Genomic DNA, 17,687 nt, shown 5'->3' on the forward strand with positions numbered 1-17,687 from the left:
ATGTCATCAACAACCTATTTTTGTACCATCGCTCGAGAACGTCACTCGGTCAAGCAATATGACTCTTCGCACGAACTGAGCAAACAAGAGATCGAAGAGCTGCTTGAGATCGCGAGCTGTGCGCCGTCAGCCTGGAATCTTCAACATTGGAAGTATATCTCCATCCATGATCAATATGCTAAAGAGAAGCTGCTGCCTATCGCTTACGGACAACAGCAAATCGTCGAGGCCTCTGTCGTCGTAGCTATACTTGGCGACCTTGAGGCCAATCTGAATGCCGTGGACGTCTTTGAATCGGATGTAGAAGCGGGGCTAATGACGGAAGATATCAAGTCAAGCTTGATCAGCCAGATTAACGCAGCATACTCAGACATACCTGCCTATGCGCGTGAAGAAGCGATTAAGAACGCATCGCTCGCCGCGATGCAGCTCATGCTCGCTGCGAAGGCAAAAGGGCTTGATTCATGCCCGATGGGTGGATTCAACGTCGATACCTTTATGGAAGCGTTCAGCGTCCCTGGCCGATATATCCCTATTATGCTAATCGCGATTGGCAAGGCGGCAGGACCCAGTCGTCCAACCTCACGAATTCCGGTAGATAAGAAGATTGTCTGGAACGGTTTCTAATGCCCCCCTCATCAGCTTTACGCCGCCAGCGTGAAAGTAAAAGCCGTCCATTCGTTTCGAACGCTTGCCTTCAAGCGCGCCCATTATCGCGAACGGTTTCAAGACCCATCTTTAAGCTTCCGAATACTTCTAATTTTTTGTAACCAGGCTTGATCTAACAATCTTGGGAAGAGACGATAAATACGCCATGCCCACCGAACGGAAGCCGGGAAAATAATGACAGCTTTATTTTTGATAATGCCCTCTAATATAATATCAACGGCCTTGCTTGGATTCATTGCCCCTTTGGGCAGTGATTCCACTATTTTTTCATTCGCTACATTGGCAACCGTCATATTCTTATAAATGTCGGTTTGAACATGTCCGGGACAGATCGTACTAACCTTGACCCCAACATCAACTCCCTCATACCTCAACGATTGTGAAAGACCGACGACTGCGTGTTTACTTGCACAATATGGCGTGTTGCCAGGCTGCGGCATTAATCCTGTGGCAGAGGCTGTATTGATGATATGTCCAAATCCTTGTTTGGCCATCACCCGATAGGCTATCGTCGACCCATAAAGGACACCATTCAAGTTGATATCCATAACTTTTTTCCACTGCGCCAGGGTCAAATCTCTGACATCACCGCCAATCGCAATACCGGCGTTATTAAACATATAGTCAATCCTGCCATATTGTAATACGGTATTATCAATTAGCTGTTGAATATCGGTTTCGCTAGCAACATCAACACGCATATAGTTTGCGGTTCCACCGCTATTCATAATCTGATCAGCAGTCATTTTAGCGTGATCTTCACGAATGTCTGCTACAACAACGGTCGTTCCCAATTTAGATAATTGGCAACAAAGCTCTCTTCCGATGCCAGCGCCTCCACCAGTTATAATGGCAACTTTATTCTTAAAATGATTCACAATATACACTCCCCTATATTGACTGACATCAGTCAATTTAATATAAAAATAATACAGCTTTCGAGGAAGCTGTTAATCGATGCCTAACATGCGTTTATAAAAATACTTTAGCTTCTCTACTCTTTCTTCATCGGACATGCTTGAATCAACCGACTGCCAGCCGAATAAACAGAATTTCGCCGTTTCCTCAGGATACGAGCAGTTGAAAGAACCGTCCGCATTTCCAATTCCAATTAATTCTTTGAATATAGGGAGAATCATTTTTATTCCTGTGCTGCCAATTCGCTTGTGAATCTCCTTATTCTCGTGCTGATGTATGGTTGTAATTAAAGAAGCATCTTTTTTTAGCATATTGCTTGTAAATAGGAACATTTTTTCTAATCGATCCGCTGCGCTGATTGCGTTGTCTTTCATCAGTACCATTAAATCTGCCAATATCTCTTTAGCCCACTCTTCAACTACGGCATCGAGCAATTCTGATTTTGATTTCACGTAGTGATACACAAGCCCATGTGCTACACCCATTTTATTCGTAATATCACTAATTTGTGTTCCTTCATAACCCTTCTCCTCAAACAATTCCTTGGCTGTCTGAATAATTTCAGCGCGCCTCTCATCTGGTGGCTTCGTCTTTCGGGCCATGTATGTTAACCTCCTTATGTAAACCATCTGGTTGCTTCAAATATGAATATATCAAATTCATTGACTCGAGTCAATGCGGTTAAACCCCCTTATTCATTAATTAATCCGACTAAATATTTATAATTATCCTCTGTAATTCCAAAAGTATTTGTGGGATTTTTTTGATACAATTCTTCTGCAAATTTTATTGTATCATCGGATACTTGATTTGCCTCAATAATGTTCTCCTTCCAATATTCTATACATTTAATTGATCTCTTGTCTTTTGAAGACAATTTATGCTCTAAACAAAAATTCAAGTCTTTTATAAACGTATTCCATCCTTTTAAATTGAAGTTAAAATCCGCATCTTTTTTCTGTGCCAAGTTTTCAATCTGTAATTTCGAAATTTTAGTATCATTTGTTATTTGTGAAAAAAACGGAAGAATATAAGGAGTTATATCCTGTTTTTCGTCTACCTGCTCATCAAGACTGGACAATCGTATTAAACGTAATTGTAAATCTGTAATTGCTGTCTCAGTCCTACGTTTTTCTTCTTTAATAAAAAGCCGAATATCAAAATCATTATTATTTATATACTGATTAATGTTATTTAAATTCATCCCCATATTTTTAAGTGAAATGATCACGAAAATTTTTGAAAAAGAATTGGAATTATAAAATCGATGACCATACTCATTGATATATGCTGGGGTGAGTAGGTTTATTTCATCATAGTATTGTAATGTCCGTACACTTACACCGGTCAATTCAGAAAGCTCTTTAATTTTTATATATTGTTCCATAGGTATACACTCTATTCTATCTTGTTTTCTGATATTACATTTGCCAGATGACTATAGATATTTTCAACATTATCCCAATTCATTTGTTCTAACTCCTTTGATAGATACACCAATTCATAAGCACTTTTAGAAATTAACTTTTCATTAGCAAATGGTAAGGGTTGCATCAAAAGCCCCCTTGTAGAATTATCCCCTGCCATTATAAATTGACTTGGAAGTTGTTCGCTCTGTACTGTGAAATGAGAAAATAGCATAACGACACTATCCATATACGCCTCAACTGTCCCTGTGTGTAATCCTGTTTCCCAATTCCCTGTTGTTATTGACACGACAGATTTATTATCAAATAAATCAGTTACAGTCCCATCAAATTCATTGAGTTTATTATTATATTCAATACTAAATTTTGAATCTGTAATTTGACAAAAAACAGAGACTCCTTGAGAAAGACGAAAAGAAAAACTTATTTTTGCATTAAAATCATTTATGGCAGATAATAGCGTACAATTTGTAATGATCTGCTCCAAAAACTTGCGTATCCTATAGGTCCCTGTAAATTCACTTAATGCTTTTTCTGAAATTTGATGTGTATCCGTAATAACCATTCTAAAGTCTTTGTTTGCTGAAAGCATTTTTATCATATTATTCATTTTTTATCACCTCTTAAATTAATATTACTTTATCACGTTACGTGATACACAAGTCCTTTTTGATATTAAGAAATTTTTCTCTTTTTAAGGTTCAAAAAGCTTGAGTTCCCCGTAACATCTATGGGGCGAAATTTTTAAGGACAACTCTTCTGACCTGAAATCACTGTTGGAGAATACAATGTTAAATGTGTGAGGCGACTTCCTGTACTGCTACAGTAATTTCCCCCTTTGGTCTTCTACCCAAGCAAGAATCTCTACGCAACATATTCTATTTTATGGTGGCAGTTATGATCACACGGAGAAATAAAACGGAGAAGACCTAATTTAATAACGGAGGAATCATCTTGAGACAACCCCGACGACTGTGGATTCTTACGAATGAATACGAGCCTTATATTATTGGGGGATTAGGGACAGCAGTTACTAATTTGACAAAGGCATATGTGCGTAGCGGCGTTCATACGACCGTCCTGAGCCAGAGCAGTAATTCCTCAATCAGTATTACGAAAAGCGAGCGCCTGTGTATCGTACGCTTCCCCACAAGAGCACCCTACTACTCAATGAAGACACGGCAGTTTAATCCCGCGGCCATAGAGCGATGGATTAAGCATCAAGGCTACCCGAAACCAAACGGAATTCACGTACACAGCCTGCAATTCGCCAATTTATCGAAACATTATAAATCGAAACATCAGATTCCGGTTATTTATACTAGTCACTCTCTGGTTGCTCGAGAAAAAGGCCCTGGAAGCAAGAAGAAACAGATGAGGATTGATCAACAGGCCTTGCTGTTTAGGAGGACAAGTAAGATCACCATCCCAAGCCGGTCGGAACTCGACAAGCTGAAGAAGCTGTATCCCCGCTTCGCCGGAAAAACTGCTATCGTCAACCATGGCATAATCTTGCACAAATCAAAGAAACGCGCCTCACGGCGACACCTTTTATACGTTGGCAGGCTCGTTCCATTAAAAGGAATAGAACCTCTTCTGAACGCTATTTCAAAATTGAAACGAGATGGAAATAAAGTTTGGCTGGATTTGGTCGGAACAGGATCTAGGCGTTATGTATACCAACTGAAGGCTCTTGCCAGAAAGCTCGGCATATCGTCCGAGGTGCGTTGGCTCGGGTTTCGCAGTCAAAGACAGGTACAGAAAATGTATGCTACTTATGGTGCAGTGGTGATGCCCAGTTCCCAGGAATCATTCGGGTTGGTCGCGCTTGAGGCGTTGGCCAGCGGAATTCCGTTGGTATCGACCCGGGCTGGAGGACTTGCCGATTTTGTGAACAGCAGCGTAGCCCAAACGATACCCAAAGCGAACAGTACAGCAATTGCCGCATCCATTAAAGTAATGTGGAGCAACAAACAGCTCACTGACAAGCGGGTTGCCGCTGGCAGCCGGCTAGCGTCCCGTTATCAATGGCCGAAGGCTGCCAGCCGATACAAACAGCTATTCCGGCAACTTCAGGGTAGTAACACCTCCAATAAAGGAGGCTGGATCAACCGTGCGCACTAATCCAAAAATCGAACAGCTTTCCCTGAAATTCGGCATTCGAGCGAAACGAACGAAGGTTATAAATAAAGGGGTTTATCGAATAACGGCTGCGGGCGGAGCAAATTATTGTTTAAAGAGAATGCCGAATCCTCCCCATCAGCTCCGTTGGATTGACAAGACGCTGCAGCGGATGCAGAGTAAGGGATCGATTCAGCTCGGCTGGCGCAACCCTCGCGAAAGATCAGGCAAACGTTTGTTTGCCAAGTTAAAACAAGAAAGAACAACTTTTATTCTTACCCCCTGGCTGAAAGGTCACTGGTCCTCATCGGCCTCGAAGAAGCAAATGAGAGAATACGGCATTTTGCTTGCTAAGTTTCATAAGAAGGGTGCTCAGATTAGCATTCCAGCTCTCGGAAAGCAAAATATGCTGGGATCATGGCCCAGCTTACTTCGCATTGAACAGAGGAAGCTGCTCGTCAACATCCGTAAGGCAAGAAGAAACGGATTTAAGAGTCCGCTTGATCGCTTGCTCCAAAAGCATGGTAGCGAACTATTGAATATGGCGCAAACTTCTATGCGGGAGTTACGAGTGGGCAGCTACCGTTTGATATGTCGAAAAACGAGGCCAACTTTATGCCACGGAGACTTCGGACCAACCAATGTGATCAGAACGGGAAAAGGCAACAGTTTGATCGATTTTGAGACGTTGAGACTGGATCTGCGTGCTTATGATTTAAATCGTGCTATATATAACTTTTGTCAGTGCCACAACTGGAGCTTCTCCGTCGCCCAATCCTTTTTGGATGGCTATCAGACTATCTTCAAGCTGAAGCGAGAGGACTACGACATGTTGAAGCTGCTCCTTCGATTCCCCCGGGGCATATGCAGGCTCATTGATAATTATGACAAGAGAACAGCGAAAGTGAAGCGCAAGGTCGAACTTGATTTCCCGCGAATTCTATCCCACGAACGGCAGAGGGCTGCGTTCCTAAGGAAACTCGATGCTTACGCGGGGATAAAGCGATAGAGCCAAGCCATTGAACCTGCTGCGCTAAACAGCTCATAACAATCTAAAACTGAACAGGGCCGGACAATATCTTATAGCGCCAAAGCTGGGAGTATTGAAAAGGGAATGAGTCGGTTTTCACCAAACTCATTCCCTTGTTAACCGATTAGATCAAATCTGATTTCTGCAATAATCTCTGAATCATAACAGCAACTTCTGCTCTCGTAATATTAGACTTCGGTACTAGTCGAGCATCATTTTTTCCTGATACGATCTCCGACTGAATATTGTCAGCAACGCTGCTCTTTGCCCATTCTGAAACATCAGAAGCGTCCTTGAATGGATTAAGAATTGTATCAGTCAAGGCATCTGAAAGTTTAGCTTTCAAGCCAGTAAGCTTCATTGCATTAGCAATAATTAACATAGCTTGTTCCCTGGTAATCTTCTCCTTAGGGCGGAACGTTCCATCACTGTATCCATTGATCAACCCATTGGAGTATGCAGTTTGAACTGCACTGCTATACCAATCAGATTCCTTCAGGTCTTTGAAGCTAGTTGCTCCGCTTTCCAATGGCAGCCCTAGACCACGAACGATAACTGCAGCGAACTCCGCGCGAGTAATGTCTTGATCGGGATTGAACATGTTATTACCAATACCACTAATAACCATTCTCGATCCCATATCTTTTATTGCGGCTTTAGCCCAATGTTGACTAACATCTACAAATTCGAGCGGATGCCATATAACGGAATATGTGCTATTCGACATGCTATTGATTAGCGCGTAATACTTCCCATTGCGTAATATGACTTTGGTAGGCACATGACGAACAGTTCCGTCTTGCTCCACAACTACTCCTGTCGTTACTTTATTCGGGTCTGTACCATCAGGTAGAGCAATCAACCGTTCTACATAGATATTAAACTTAGATCGTTCAATCCATTTGTCGCCGTAAATCGCTCTTACTGTGAAACTAATTGGTGGAACGAGGATGGTGTAATTCCCTTGAGATGCTAAATATTTCACAGTTTCCAATGCTTCTACCGTTGACTCTGCGACTTCAATTTGCAGTCTTATGTCAAGAACGTTAGTATCTTCACCAAATTGCGCCGCTACTTGCTGTATGTTTATTTGCATTGCAGGTAACGAATAGCTGGCATTGTCTGTTTGAATAACGATAGTTGCTAGACTATCTTGCAGAAGATTGACCATTTGCATGCTAAGCTCAAAAATATAAGCATCGGATTTAACTGAAGCTGGAAGCGTAATTACTGCTCCTGAACCCGCATTCTTAAGTCTCTCTTCTAACTTTTTTTGATCCAATGTAATGGTAGTCACTAACTTATTGTTCACCTTTGATGTGATTACTGTTCCAATTCTAACTAACTCACCATTAATCAGTATATTCATGCCAGTATCTGTTGTATTCGGTGTACTAGGGTTATATGGAATGGCAATCCAGTTGGCATATAAAATAACATCCGTACTTATTGCAAAAGTGGTTGACGCAGCATAGTTCGTGCCATTACCAGATGGTTGCGTGCTCCAGCCAGCGAAACTGTAACCAGACTTTGCTAATGAATTGATATTATCCATTACTGTAACCACTTCATTAGTCTTGTACTCCGTGTTATCAATCGGTACACTACCAGCAGTACTGCCATTACCGTCATAGGCAACACTATATACTGAAGTCCAATTGGCATACAGTTTCGTGCCACCCTCTGGCATCTTGTCGGTTGCAAAGCTCCATTTATTCGTTAATGCTGCTTCCTTATACCAACCCTCGAAGCGATGTCCGGTTTTTATTGGTGCTGCTGGTTCGACTAGTACCGAGTCATAGTTTGCCTCGATATCATCTACCTCGCTGCCTCCATTGCTTTCGAAGCTAAGGGTATATTTATTCACTACATATTGTGCCGTGATCGTCATGTCGCCCGTAACATTCGTGAATGCTGCATCCCAGCCTGTGAACGTGTAGCCCACTCGGGTTGGATCTGCTGGGGCTATTGCGTCACTGCCGTGATTTACTGGATCTGTTTTCAGCGTTGTATTATCCCAGTCTTTGAATGAGACGGAGTAGAGAGCGGTCACTTCTACCATGGCTACAAAGCTTGTTGCCTGAGACGTCTTGTTCCCATTTGTATTGGTTACGACGACGTAATAGTACGTCGTTCCAACCGTAGTCGTAGGCGCTTCATACGATGCGCTAGTTGCGTCGCTGATCGCTGTATAGCTACTGCCCGTTTCACTGCTGTACCATTGATAGCTCAGCGTTCCACTGTCACTAGTTGATGCCCCTACGTGCAACGTGACGCTATCTCCTACATCAACAGAATGATCAACAGGCTGAAGATCGATGCTTGGAACATTCCCATTCGTAATCTCTTTTAGCGGCTTACTCATTGCAGATACTCTCTTCAAGAGAGCTCCATCCTTCTCAAGAGCAATAACCTCTACCATATACTCGCTATTAGGAGAAAGATTCGCTATAACAAACTCCGTTGCTGTGGTATAGCCCTGCCATACCTTATTGGCAAATACATCATAACCAGTAGCCCCTGTAACAGCATCCCATCCTACACTCAACGTAGTATCTGTTGTGCTAATAGAAGTTACCTTTTGAGGAGCTGCAAGAGTATTAGCATTAACAACTCCATGAATAGGAAGATCATTTGCAAGTTGTGTGGACAATGTTCCATTACGATCCCCAGTAATATCCCAGCTCATCATACCTGCAAGATCAAGTGTCTTCACTAGGGATGCTTTATACATCATAGACTCGGTATCATCATAGGAAATAAAAGTGCCCGTTTGTTGGTTATACAAGTAAGGTATTTTGGCTGATTCATTCCAATAACGAACATAATCCGTGTTTGTAAGATAATTATTCTCTAAATCATAAATATCGAATTTCCCATTCTCCCAAGTACCGAATTCAGCAAACTTTTCACATGGGACGTATTCTCCCTTCGTATCACAGCCTGTCCATCCGTTACCGTAGAAGGGTACTCCCAATACTAATTTATGATTAGGAACGCCACCATTCAAATGTCCTGCAACTGAACTATTGACGTTGTTATGCTTCGCACTAGCCGAAGGACTAGCCGGATCATAAAATAATGGTGTGTTATGATAACCAGATGTATTCCAGTTACCGCTATAATCATAAGTCATAATATTAATGAAATCGATGTACTGCGAAGAATTAGCCAAGTCTGCATTGTCTACAAAGGATTGACCCTGATAAGAAGCGATCGTCAGTAAATAATACTTGCCATCCTTTGAACCTGCTGCATCAAGGGCCTCACGCACAGTCTTCATTAACAATGTGTAATTCTGTTTGTCTTCTGGCCTTCTCGAATTATCGATATCCCCACCCGCTACAGGATACTCCCAGTCGATATCAAGACCATCGAATCTATACTTACGCAGAAATTCAACGGCTGAATTAGCAAATAAACGTCTATTTACTTCCGTATTCGCCATATTAGAGAAGTTCTTCGACCAACTCCTTCCCCCAACAGAAATCATTAGATTCAGATTTGGATTAGCAGTTTTAAGCGCTTGAAGATCACGAATATTAATTTCATCTTCTGTTGGGTCCCCGAGTACCATTTCCCCATCAAATACGTATCTATCTTGCAAAGGAATATCTGGATTCTCACACACTCTACCTCTAGATCCCGATTCCTTCCAGCACAGGTCTGCAAAAGCATAATTGATGTGTGTAAGTTTCGATGCACCAATGTCTGTGTCAACATCCGTTAACGAATAGTTTCTCTCACTCGGATTTCTAGCCCACGAGGTATAGTAAGTAACAATATTATAATTACTTCCTGGTACAGCTGTGACAACATCACTTGCGGGAGATTCCCATAGCTTGTTCTTAGCGACTACCTTGAAGTCATAGGACTCGCCTTCCGTAAGTGCTCTCTCAACATACCGATTAGAATACGTTGAAGCGATTACCGAATCGCCTTTATAAATATCATATTCGGTTGCACCTGGTGTAGGAGCCCATCCTAGTGCCACGGACGATCTTGTTGAACTCACGATCTTTAGATCTTTGGGTTTGGATAATTTCCCCCATTCAATCGTGACTCTATTACTTCTAGCCGATACATCCGACGGCGTGATCTGTGCTGCAACCTCAAAATAGACGGAACCAGTAACCGTTTGTGGAACCGGGTAAGTATAAGTATTTGATCCGTTCCAAATCCCAGCACTCCAACTATTATTCACATACATATCATAACCAGCTGCTCCAGGACTGCCCGTCCAGCTCAATTTCACTTCTGATTTTGTAATGTCACTAATTACAAGATTATGCGGAGGAGTTAATGGGGGTTCGGGATACGCATTGGGGTCTATCTCATCCGTTTTTGCCGTTACTAAAACACTTCTATCGTTCGCTGCAGTAATAGCTGTTACATAGAAAGAATAGGACGTGTTGGGATTCAGACCTGAAACGGTTACTGTAGGACTACCAGTCCAAGCAGCCCAACCTCCGTTCGAATACCACACCTGATATCCAGAATTACTGTCAACTCCTTCTACCGCATCCCATGCCAACGTTACTGATTTATGTGTAACACCAGTAATCTTTACATTCTGCGGAGCAGGCAACGGGTCAGCCGCCGATGCTGTCGGAACTAATGGAAAGCCAAATGAGCTAAATATAATAGCAAAGCTAAGTATTACGGCTAACATATTGACATACTTACTCTTAAGCTGTTTGTACAACTTGTTCACATCTACCTCATATTTTCATTGCAATAGCTCGTCTATCAGTGGCACATGGTTATTTCTTAACGGGACTATATTTGATGACTTGGGTAAAAGCACCCTTCATAGTAAATATCAATTATCTTGTTGCCTCCCTTTTCTATATTATCGCAAGCAACTAGAACTACGCGATAGTCACTACTTTTAGTTCTGATCTCTATTATAAAACAAAACACGGGCTCAAATTGTAATCACTGTTACATTTTCAATCATACGTTAAATAAAATTTTTGTTGTTATGGGAATGTACGGGGAAATGTCACGTCTCGTCTTTATACCTTACATAATCAGCTATAAAGAAAGGGCTTCCAACTTCTTTAGACCTAAATCAATAAAAATATTATCCCCGTATACCCGGTTTTGTTCAGAAAATGTATAGAATCGACTGATATTATATGCCTATTATAGGACTATTAAACCCTTAGGATTTGGGAGAGGATTGAGAGAATGAGAACTTTTCAAGCAAGCAAAAGGGCGGATTCGGCTCTGTTGCGCTATTTGCGCGCGCTAGGATCGGGACCGGCCGGAAAAGGCGGGGCTTTTGACACAGTCAAAAGAGCTACCGCAATGTTTATCGCATTTTTGCTGGTATTTCAGTTCGTAAACACTGCGGGTGTGACACAGCGGGCAAGCGCCGCAGGCAGCATCCAGGAAAGTATTATCAATGAGGTTAAGCTTTTTAAAACCGAGCCTGAGGACTCTGTCGTCGCCTACGTATACAAATCAGTAACCGAGGCCGTTTATACCGTGAACCCCGAAATCAGAATCGAGATTGGGGAAACCTTGAAGCTGGAGTATGGATACAAGCTTCCGGAGGGACATGGATACGGAAATGGGGATACCTACGAATTCCCATTGCCTGCTGGCTTTGAATACCCGGATACAACCTCTACTCCAAAAGATCTGATTGCACCGGCTGGCCAGGATTCAGTCGGTACATATTCGGTAACCAATAAAGTCGTAACCATTACATTCAACAATAATATTGTCGGACAGCCTGTCGAAGGGATGCTGGGCTTCTGGAGCAATATCTCCCATGCTTCCGTCGGCAACCAAACAACGGTGCCCGTCAACATTGATGGCTTTGGCACGATCAACCTGTATGTGAAGCCAGAGAATGGGCAATCCATCATCAAGACCGGACAGGCCGACAAAGCGATCAATCAGACGGAAATCGAATGGACGATTGATGTCAATACCAGCCTCGACACGGTAACGGATGCAGCCATTGTCGATCAGCTGCCTCCAGGGCTGACTTTCACCTCGGCAGAGCTTCGTCAGCTTGATGTTCAGTCGAACGGTCAGGTTACTGGCAGCGGAACGCCCGTAAACCCTCAACCGGCGATTGCGCCTGATGCCAACGGTAAAATTATTGTTCCCCTTGGTGACATCAATTCGGCTTATCGCCTGGTTGTCAAAACATCGATTAACCAAGTCGACCGGATTGACGGCAAGGAGTTTAAAAACACAGCCGCTCTTACTTCAGGCGGTAATACGGTTAAGCAGGACGATGCCGCAATCAACTACAAAAAAGGCGAGTTTTTACAAAAACAATCGACTGGCTATGACGCAGCCAACCAGATCATCAGCTGGGAAATTAAATTCAACTATGGCGAAGAAGCCTTAAACCCGGCCAGTATCGTTGATTTATTCCCTAATATCCTTTCGCTGGATGGAACCATTGAAATTGTAAAAATTCCTGACCCGAATAACGATTCCGGGGAGGTTCCGGTAGCCGGAGGTTATACACTGACACTGAATCCTAACCAAGGACAGGTAGACAGTGCAATACCGCAATTTGTGACCAAGCCTTCTGTCAGCGGCAAAAACGGATTTGTGCTCAGCTTTGACGGTGGTACGAATGCCGCCTACAAAATTCGGTATAAGACCAAAGCAAATCCCAATATCTACCCGGATACGGACACGGATGATATAAATATCGAAAATGCCGTGTTCTCCGGAGATAAATCGGCGACAAGCTGGCGTCAGATGACGCAGCGGTTCTTTACCAAAACAGATGAAAATGTAAATTACGCCAACAAAACCGTTGACTGGAAAGTAGAAATTAACCAGAACGGCTATAATCTGACGGACGTTGAGTTTACTGACAGCTTTACGGGTGAGCAGCTCAGTGTGAAGCCGGAAACAATTAAAGTAAACGGGCAGAGCCTGTATCCTGCCGCTCCTAGTGGCTACACCCTGACCTTTAACGATCCGGCGGACTATTCAAAAGGATTCAGCATCAAATTTCCAAACGGTGCAACGAAATACGAAGTCACCTATACCACGAATTATGATATTGATAACAGCAAGTATTATACGAACGGCCCCTCCTTCCATAATGAAGGCGGATTGTATTGGAGAGCAGGCGGCGACCTTCTTGACACGACGATTGTTGCCGATTTCGATCCCAATAAACCAACTATAAACAACGGCTACAAATCAGGTGTATACAACGCACAGGACAAGACCATCACCTGGAAAATCGGCGTTAACTATAATCGCAAACAGATGGCGAATCTGGTTGTTGAAGATCTACTGAAGGCGCCGCAAAAATATCAATCCGTTAACGTGTATGAGCTGACGGTCAATGCAGATGGAAGTGTTACCAGAGGAGCGCCTTATACGACCTTCACTCCTGGTACCGCTGCAGTCGGCAAAGACACGAAGCTCACAGTGACCTTCAACACCACCGTTACGAAGGCCTATGAAATTGAAGTTGTAACGGATGTGGAAAATGTTGAATTTGACAGCAGCAACAAGGACTACCTTGAAATTGCCAACACGGCAACCTTTACGGCAACCGGGTTCCCTCAAAAAAGCGTCAACGCAAATGTAAAGGTTCCAAACGCCGGTGAGTATGTATCCAAAAAAGGCGAGCAAGTACAAGGCAATCTATATTTGGTCAAGTGGCAGGTCAACATTAATCGAGGCCAATCGACCGTTAAGAAGGCCGTCCTAACGGACAACCCAAGCCCTGGTCAAATTTTGGTAGAGGACAGCTTTATCCTGTATCAAGCCGAGGTCACTAACAGTACAACCGGAGAGATCGCCATCAAAAAGGTTGGCGGTGTCGATCAGCTGGTTAATGCCAACGACTATGAAATCAAAGTTGAGACCGTAAGTGGCCTTAAACAGTTTACCTTGACGTTCAAAAACGCTCTTGAAACCATTACCAGACCCTACATCCTCGTCTATAACTCGGTTGCGGATGTAAAAAATGGCGAGAAGATTTCCAACGCCGTTAATTTTAAGTGGGATGGCAATAGCGCAGCCGGCAGTAATATTAATGAAGAAATTGAAATCAAACTGTTCGGCGATATCGGAACGGGATCGACGATCCAGCATAATTTGAAAATCACCAAGGAAGATGCAGCAAACTCCACTCTGAAGCTGCCGGGAGCCCAGTTCACGCTTCTTCAGAAGAGTACCAATACGTACATCGAAAGTGCGCCGAACAATAAAACGTTCACCACGAATGCCAGCGGAGAGCTGTTTATTGATAAACTGCGTTACGGCACGTATATTTTGAAAGAAATTAAAGCACCGAACAATTATGTCCTGAACGGCGGAACGAATGATGAATATGAAATCGTCGTCTCACCGTCTTCCAGCGACATAACAGTAGGCGGCAAAAAGTATCAGCCTGTTGTCATTAAAAATAATAAAGGCGTCGGCAGCATTAAACTGGTCAAAAAAGATGCCGTCAGCGGAACCCCGCTTAGCGGAGCTGTCTTTGAATTAAAGGATCCCGCCTTGCAATCTTTTAATCCTAAGAAGTTCTTATACACCGGGGCGGATGGAACGGACACATTCAGCGGATTGGAGTACGGAGTATATTACCTGCAAGAAGTTACTGCTCCCACCTACTATAAGCTGATATCCGCGCCTGTGAAAGTTACGCTGACCAGCACAACCAATAATTATACACATACGGAAACGATCACCAACGAAAGGCTCAAAGGTTCGCTTGAGGTATACAAGGTAGATGCCGCGAATAATGCGCCTCTTACGGGCGCAACGTTCCAGCTCGAGGACAGCGCAGGAAACATGTATACGCCAACCGTAACGGGCTATAAGCATGTGTTCACGAACATCCCTTACGGACCCTATACGCTGACGGAAACCAAGGCGCCTGCTTACTATGTGATTGCGTCCGACCGTACCGTCACAATTAACAATCCAACAGCCACAGAAAATGTGACCAATACCAGAGGCGTCGGCTCGCTTAAGGTCCTGAAAACAAATGCCGATGGCTCAATGAACCTGCCGGGTGCCGAGTTTAAGCTCACCGGGATCACAAATCCGGGCTTCCAGGCTGTTACATTATCCAGTGATTCTAACGGTGAAATTCTTTTCACCAACTTGCCTTATGGACAATACAGCCTGCTGGAGACGAAGGCTCCTGAATTTTACAGCCTGAACACACCGAATAACCCGATTGCGGTGACGATTGATGATCCGCTGACGCAGGCCAATCATGTTATCATCACAGAGACCGTGAAGAATTCGCGCGGCAGCGGCGTTATTGAAATCACCAAAGTGGATGCCCTCGACTCTTCCATCACCCTGGAAGGCGCCGAGTTCAATATTTATAAAGCGAGCGACACAACGCAATCAATCATTATCGATACGCTTATAACGGACGCTGCCGGCAAAGCCGTGTCCAAGGTGCTTGAGTATGACAATTATGTCATCGTCGAGACGAAATCGCCTAAATATTATGAAATCAAAACCGCTTCAGTCGCTGTTAAGCTCGACCAGCCGGAAGTGAAGCAAACGATTGAGAACGACCGGGCTAAAGGCTCAATCGAGGTCATCAAGCTGGACAAAGACGATCATAGCCAGCTTCTGGATGGCGCCGTGTTTGAGCTGGATAAAGTGAACAGCGACAATACGCGCACCCAGATCGGTACGACGTATGCGACTGTCAACGGCAAGCTTACGATTGACGATCTGGAGCAAGGCAAGTATGAGCTCAGAGAAATTAACGCTCCTGCGCATTATGTACTGAATTCGCCGAACACTCCGATTTCAGTTGAGCTGGATCAGAGCAATGTATCTACAACCATAGAGAACAAACGTGGAATGGGTTCCATTACGGTCGAGAAAGTTGACAGCGTGAATCCGAACGAGAAGCTGCAGGGCGCGGTGTTCGAGCTGCGTACTGCACAAGGCAATCTGCTAATAGATACACAAACTACAGGTATCAACGGTGTGGCTGCTTTCAATAACCTGATCTATGACAACTATGTGCTGGTCGAAATTTCTGCACCAGCCGACTATGATCTGTCAAGCGCTCCGGTTGCCGTAACGCTGGATGAGAACGTGAAGCTGGTTATGGTGAAGAATAAGAAGAGCGAAGGCGATCTTGTCATTAATAAAGTAGACAAGGACAACAACGCCGTGAAGCTGGCAGGCGCTGAGTTTGAGCTCAAGAGTGTAGACGGTACCACATCGTACGGTATCCATACCACGGACAGCAACGGCCAGATCACATTCGGGAATATGATTTATGGCACCTATGTGCTTCATGAAGTGAAGGCGCCAACCTATTATCTGCCGCTTCAAGCGCCGATTACCGTCATCGTGGACAAAGCAAGCAACAGCTATACGGTGGAGAATGCAAGAGGCATTGGCGAGTTAACCGTAATCAAAGTGGATGCAAACGACTCTACTCTACTCCAGGGCGCCGAATTTGAACTGCTGAGCCTGGACAAGTCCATTTCCTACGGTAAAAAGACGATTGGTGAAGATGGTCAGCTGACATTCAGCAACCTGGCTTACAATCCATATGTACTGAAGGAATTAACGCCTCCGTCCGGCTACCAGATCAATGGCAGCGGCGAGCTTATTGTGACGGTCGACTCGGTAACGAAGTCGGTGACCGTCAGCAATCAAAGAGAAGCGATAGCTGTACCGAAAGGCTCTCTGGTTGTATCCAAGGTTGACGCTGCTGATCAGAAACCACTGGCAGGCGCGCAGTTTGAATTGTTTGCAAGTCTCAGCAACGAATCGCTGGGTGTTGCAACAACCGATGCAAGCGGCAAGGCTTCCTTCAGCAATCTGCCATACGGCGACTACGTACTGGTAGAGAAGCAAGCACCAGCCGGCTACATCGCGACCGGCGGTGACCTTACCGTCACAATCATGTCAGACTCGAAAAACGTGACCGTAACCAACAATAAAGAAAATGCCCCCAATCCTGATCCAGGACCGGGGACAAATCCTGGACCTGGACCGGACCCGGATCCGACGGTGACACCGGAGCCTGAGCCAGACCCGGAACCAACGCCGACGCCTACGCCGACACCGGGCCCTGGCACTCCGACTATTGTTGATAAAACAACCGAGGGTGTACCAGTGGGCGGAAAAGTAGATGTACCTGAAGGCGGAACTGCTGCTCCAGGCAAGCTGCCGGAAAACGGCAAGCTTACCGTTTCGAAAGACGGCAAATGGACGTATACGCCAAATCCAGACTTCAAGGGCAGGGACACCTTCTCCATTATCGTCACCGATAAGGACGGAAATGAAGAAGAAATCCTCTTTGAAATTGGCGTTGATGAGATCCCGTTAGGAACCGTATCAGGCGATTCTCCGGGTGAAGATGGCCCATTGCCGGCGCAGCTGCCGAAGACAGGCGAAAACAGCCCGCTGCTGTTTCAACTGATGGGCGTTGCCTTGATTCTTGCAGGCTTGACTACATTAGTGATTCGCAAGCGACGCAAATCCGGAAGTATCCAATCCTAATGTCATAAGCAAAAACGCTGGCGCCC

The 17,687-nt window shown here is 44.3% G+C and carries 9 protein-coding genes; 4 read left to right on the forward strand and 5 right to left on the reverse strand.

Translation table 11 applies throughout. From position 1 onward, the window contains the following. A complete protein-coding gene (locus tag IEY46_RS22135) occupies positions 1–627 on the forward strand; it encodes a nitroreductase family protein (protein WP_188995088.1) in 627 nt (208 codons plus the stop codon). Positions 628–725: 98 nt separating this feature from the next. Here the strand turns inward: IEY46_RS22135 and IEY46_RS22140 are convergent, their stop codons facing one another. From IEY46_RS22140 to IEY46_RS22155, 4 genes are all read right to left on the reverse strand, one after another. Continuing rightward, positions 726–1,547: an SDR family NAD(P)-dependent oxidoreductase gene (locus tag IEY46_RS22140; protein WP_188995090.1), complete on the reverse strand. Its 822-nt coding sequence runs from the start codon at positions 1,545–1,547 to the stop codon at positions 726–728. Between the two features lie 72 nt (positions 1,548–1,619). Continuing rightward, positions 1,620–2,189, reverse strand: a complete 570-nt coding sequence (locus IEY46_RS22145; protein WP_188995092.1) for a TetR/AcrR family transcriptional regulator — start codon at positions 2,187–2,189, stop codon at positions 1,620–1,622. 89 nt (positions 2,190–2,278) lie between these two features. After that, the gene (locus IEY46_RS22150; protein WP_188995094.1) at positions 2,279–2,974 is read right to left on the reverse strand and encodes a MerR family transcriptional regulator; all 696 of its coding nucleotides are present in this window, start codon (positions 2,972–2,974) and stop codon (positions 2,279–2,281) included. Between the two features lie 11 nt (positions 2,975–2,985). After that, a complete protein-coding gene (locus IEY46_RS22155) occupies positions 2,986–3,624 on the reverse strand; it encodes an Hsp33 family molecular chaperone HslO (RefSeq protein ID WP_188995096.1) in 639 nt (212 codons plus the stop codon). Positions 3,625–3,968: 344 nt separating this feature from the next. Here IEY46_RS22155 and IEY46_RS22160 point away from each other — a divergent pair, with 344 nt between their 5' ends. Together IEY46_RS22160 and IEY46_RS22165 are read left to right on the forward strand one after the other, a co-directional pair. Continuing rightward, complete coding sequence (locus IEY46_RS22160; protein ID WP_188995098.1) at positions 3,969–5,138, forward strand: glycosyltransferase family 4 protein; 1,170 nt, start codon at positions 3,969–3,971, stop codon at positions 5,136–5,138. After that, positions 5,128–6,144 (forward strand): YutH/CotS family kinase-like spore coat protein, encoded by a 1,017-nt coding sequence (locus IEY46_RS22165; protein ID WP_188995100.1) that lies wholly within the window; start codon positions 5,128–5,130, stop codon positions 6,142–6,144. The genes IEY46_RS22160 and IEY46_RS22165 overlap by 11 nt, the downstream gene beginning before the upstream one ends. Before the next feature lie 145 nt (positions 6,145–6,289). Here IEY46_RS22165 and IEY46_RS22170 read toward each other — a convergent pair whose 3' ends face one another. Continuing rightward, positions 6,290–10,879 (reverse strand): glycosyl hydrolase family 18 protein, encoded by a 4,590-nt coding sequence (locus IEY46_RS22170; RefSeq protein ID WP_229750462.1) that lies wholly within the window; start codon positions 10,877–10,879, stop codon positions 6,290–6,292. A 479-nt stretch (positions 10,880–11,358) separates the two neighbouring features. Between IEY46_RS22170 and IEY46_RS22175 the strand changes: the two genes are divergently transcribed. After that, positions 11,359–17,661 (forward strand): SpaA isopeptide-forming pilin-related protein, encoded by a 6,303-nt coding sequence (locus tag IEY46_RS22175; protein WP_188995105.1) that lies wholly within the window; start codon positions 11,359–11,361, stop codon positions 17,659–17,661. Positions 17,662–17,687: the final 26 nt, after the last annotated feature.

Source organism: Paenibacillus nasutitermitis, from assembly GCF_014641075.1.
Classification (GTDB): domain Bacteria; phylum Bacillota; class Bacilli; order Paenibacillales; family Paenibacillaceae; genus Paenibacillus_Z; species Paenibacillus_Z nasutitermitis.

Coding starts and splice junctions, on each gene's coding strand:
- IEY46_RS22135 (WP_188995088.1), top strand. CDS start 1: ATGTCATCAACAACCTATTTTTGTACCATCGCTCGAGAACGTCACTCG.
- IEY46_RS22145 (WP_188995092.1), bottom strand. CDS start 2,189: ATGGCCCGAAAGACGAAGCCACCAGATGAGAGGCGCGCTGAAATTATT.
- IEY46_RS22150 (WP_188995094.1), bottom strand. CDS start 2,974: ATGGAACAATATATAAAAATTAAAGAGCTTTCTGAATTGACCGGTGTA.
- IEY46_RS22155 (WP_188995096.1), bottom strand. CDS start 3,624: ATGAATAATATGATAAAAATGCTTTCAGCAAACAAAGACTTTAGAATG.
- IEY46_RS22175 (WP_188995105.1), top strand. CDS start 11,359: ATGAGAACTTTTCAAGCAAGCAAAAGGGCGGATTCGGCTCTGTTGCGC.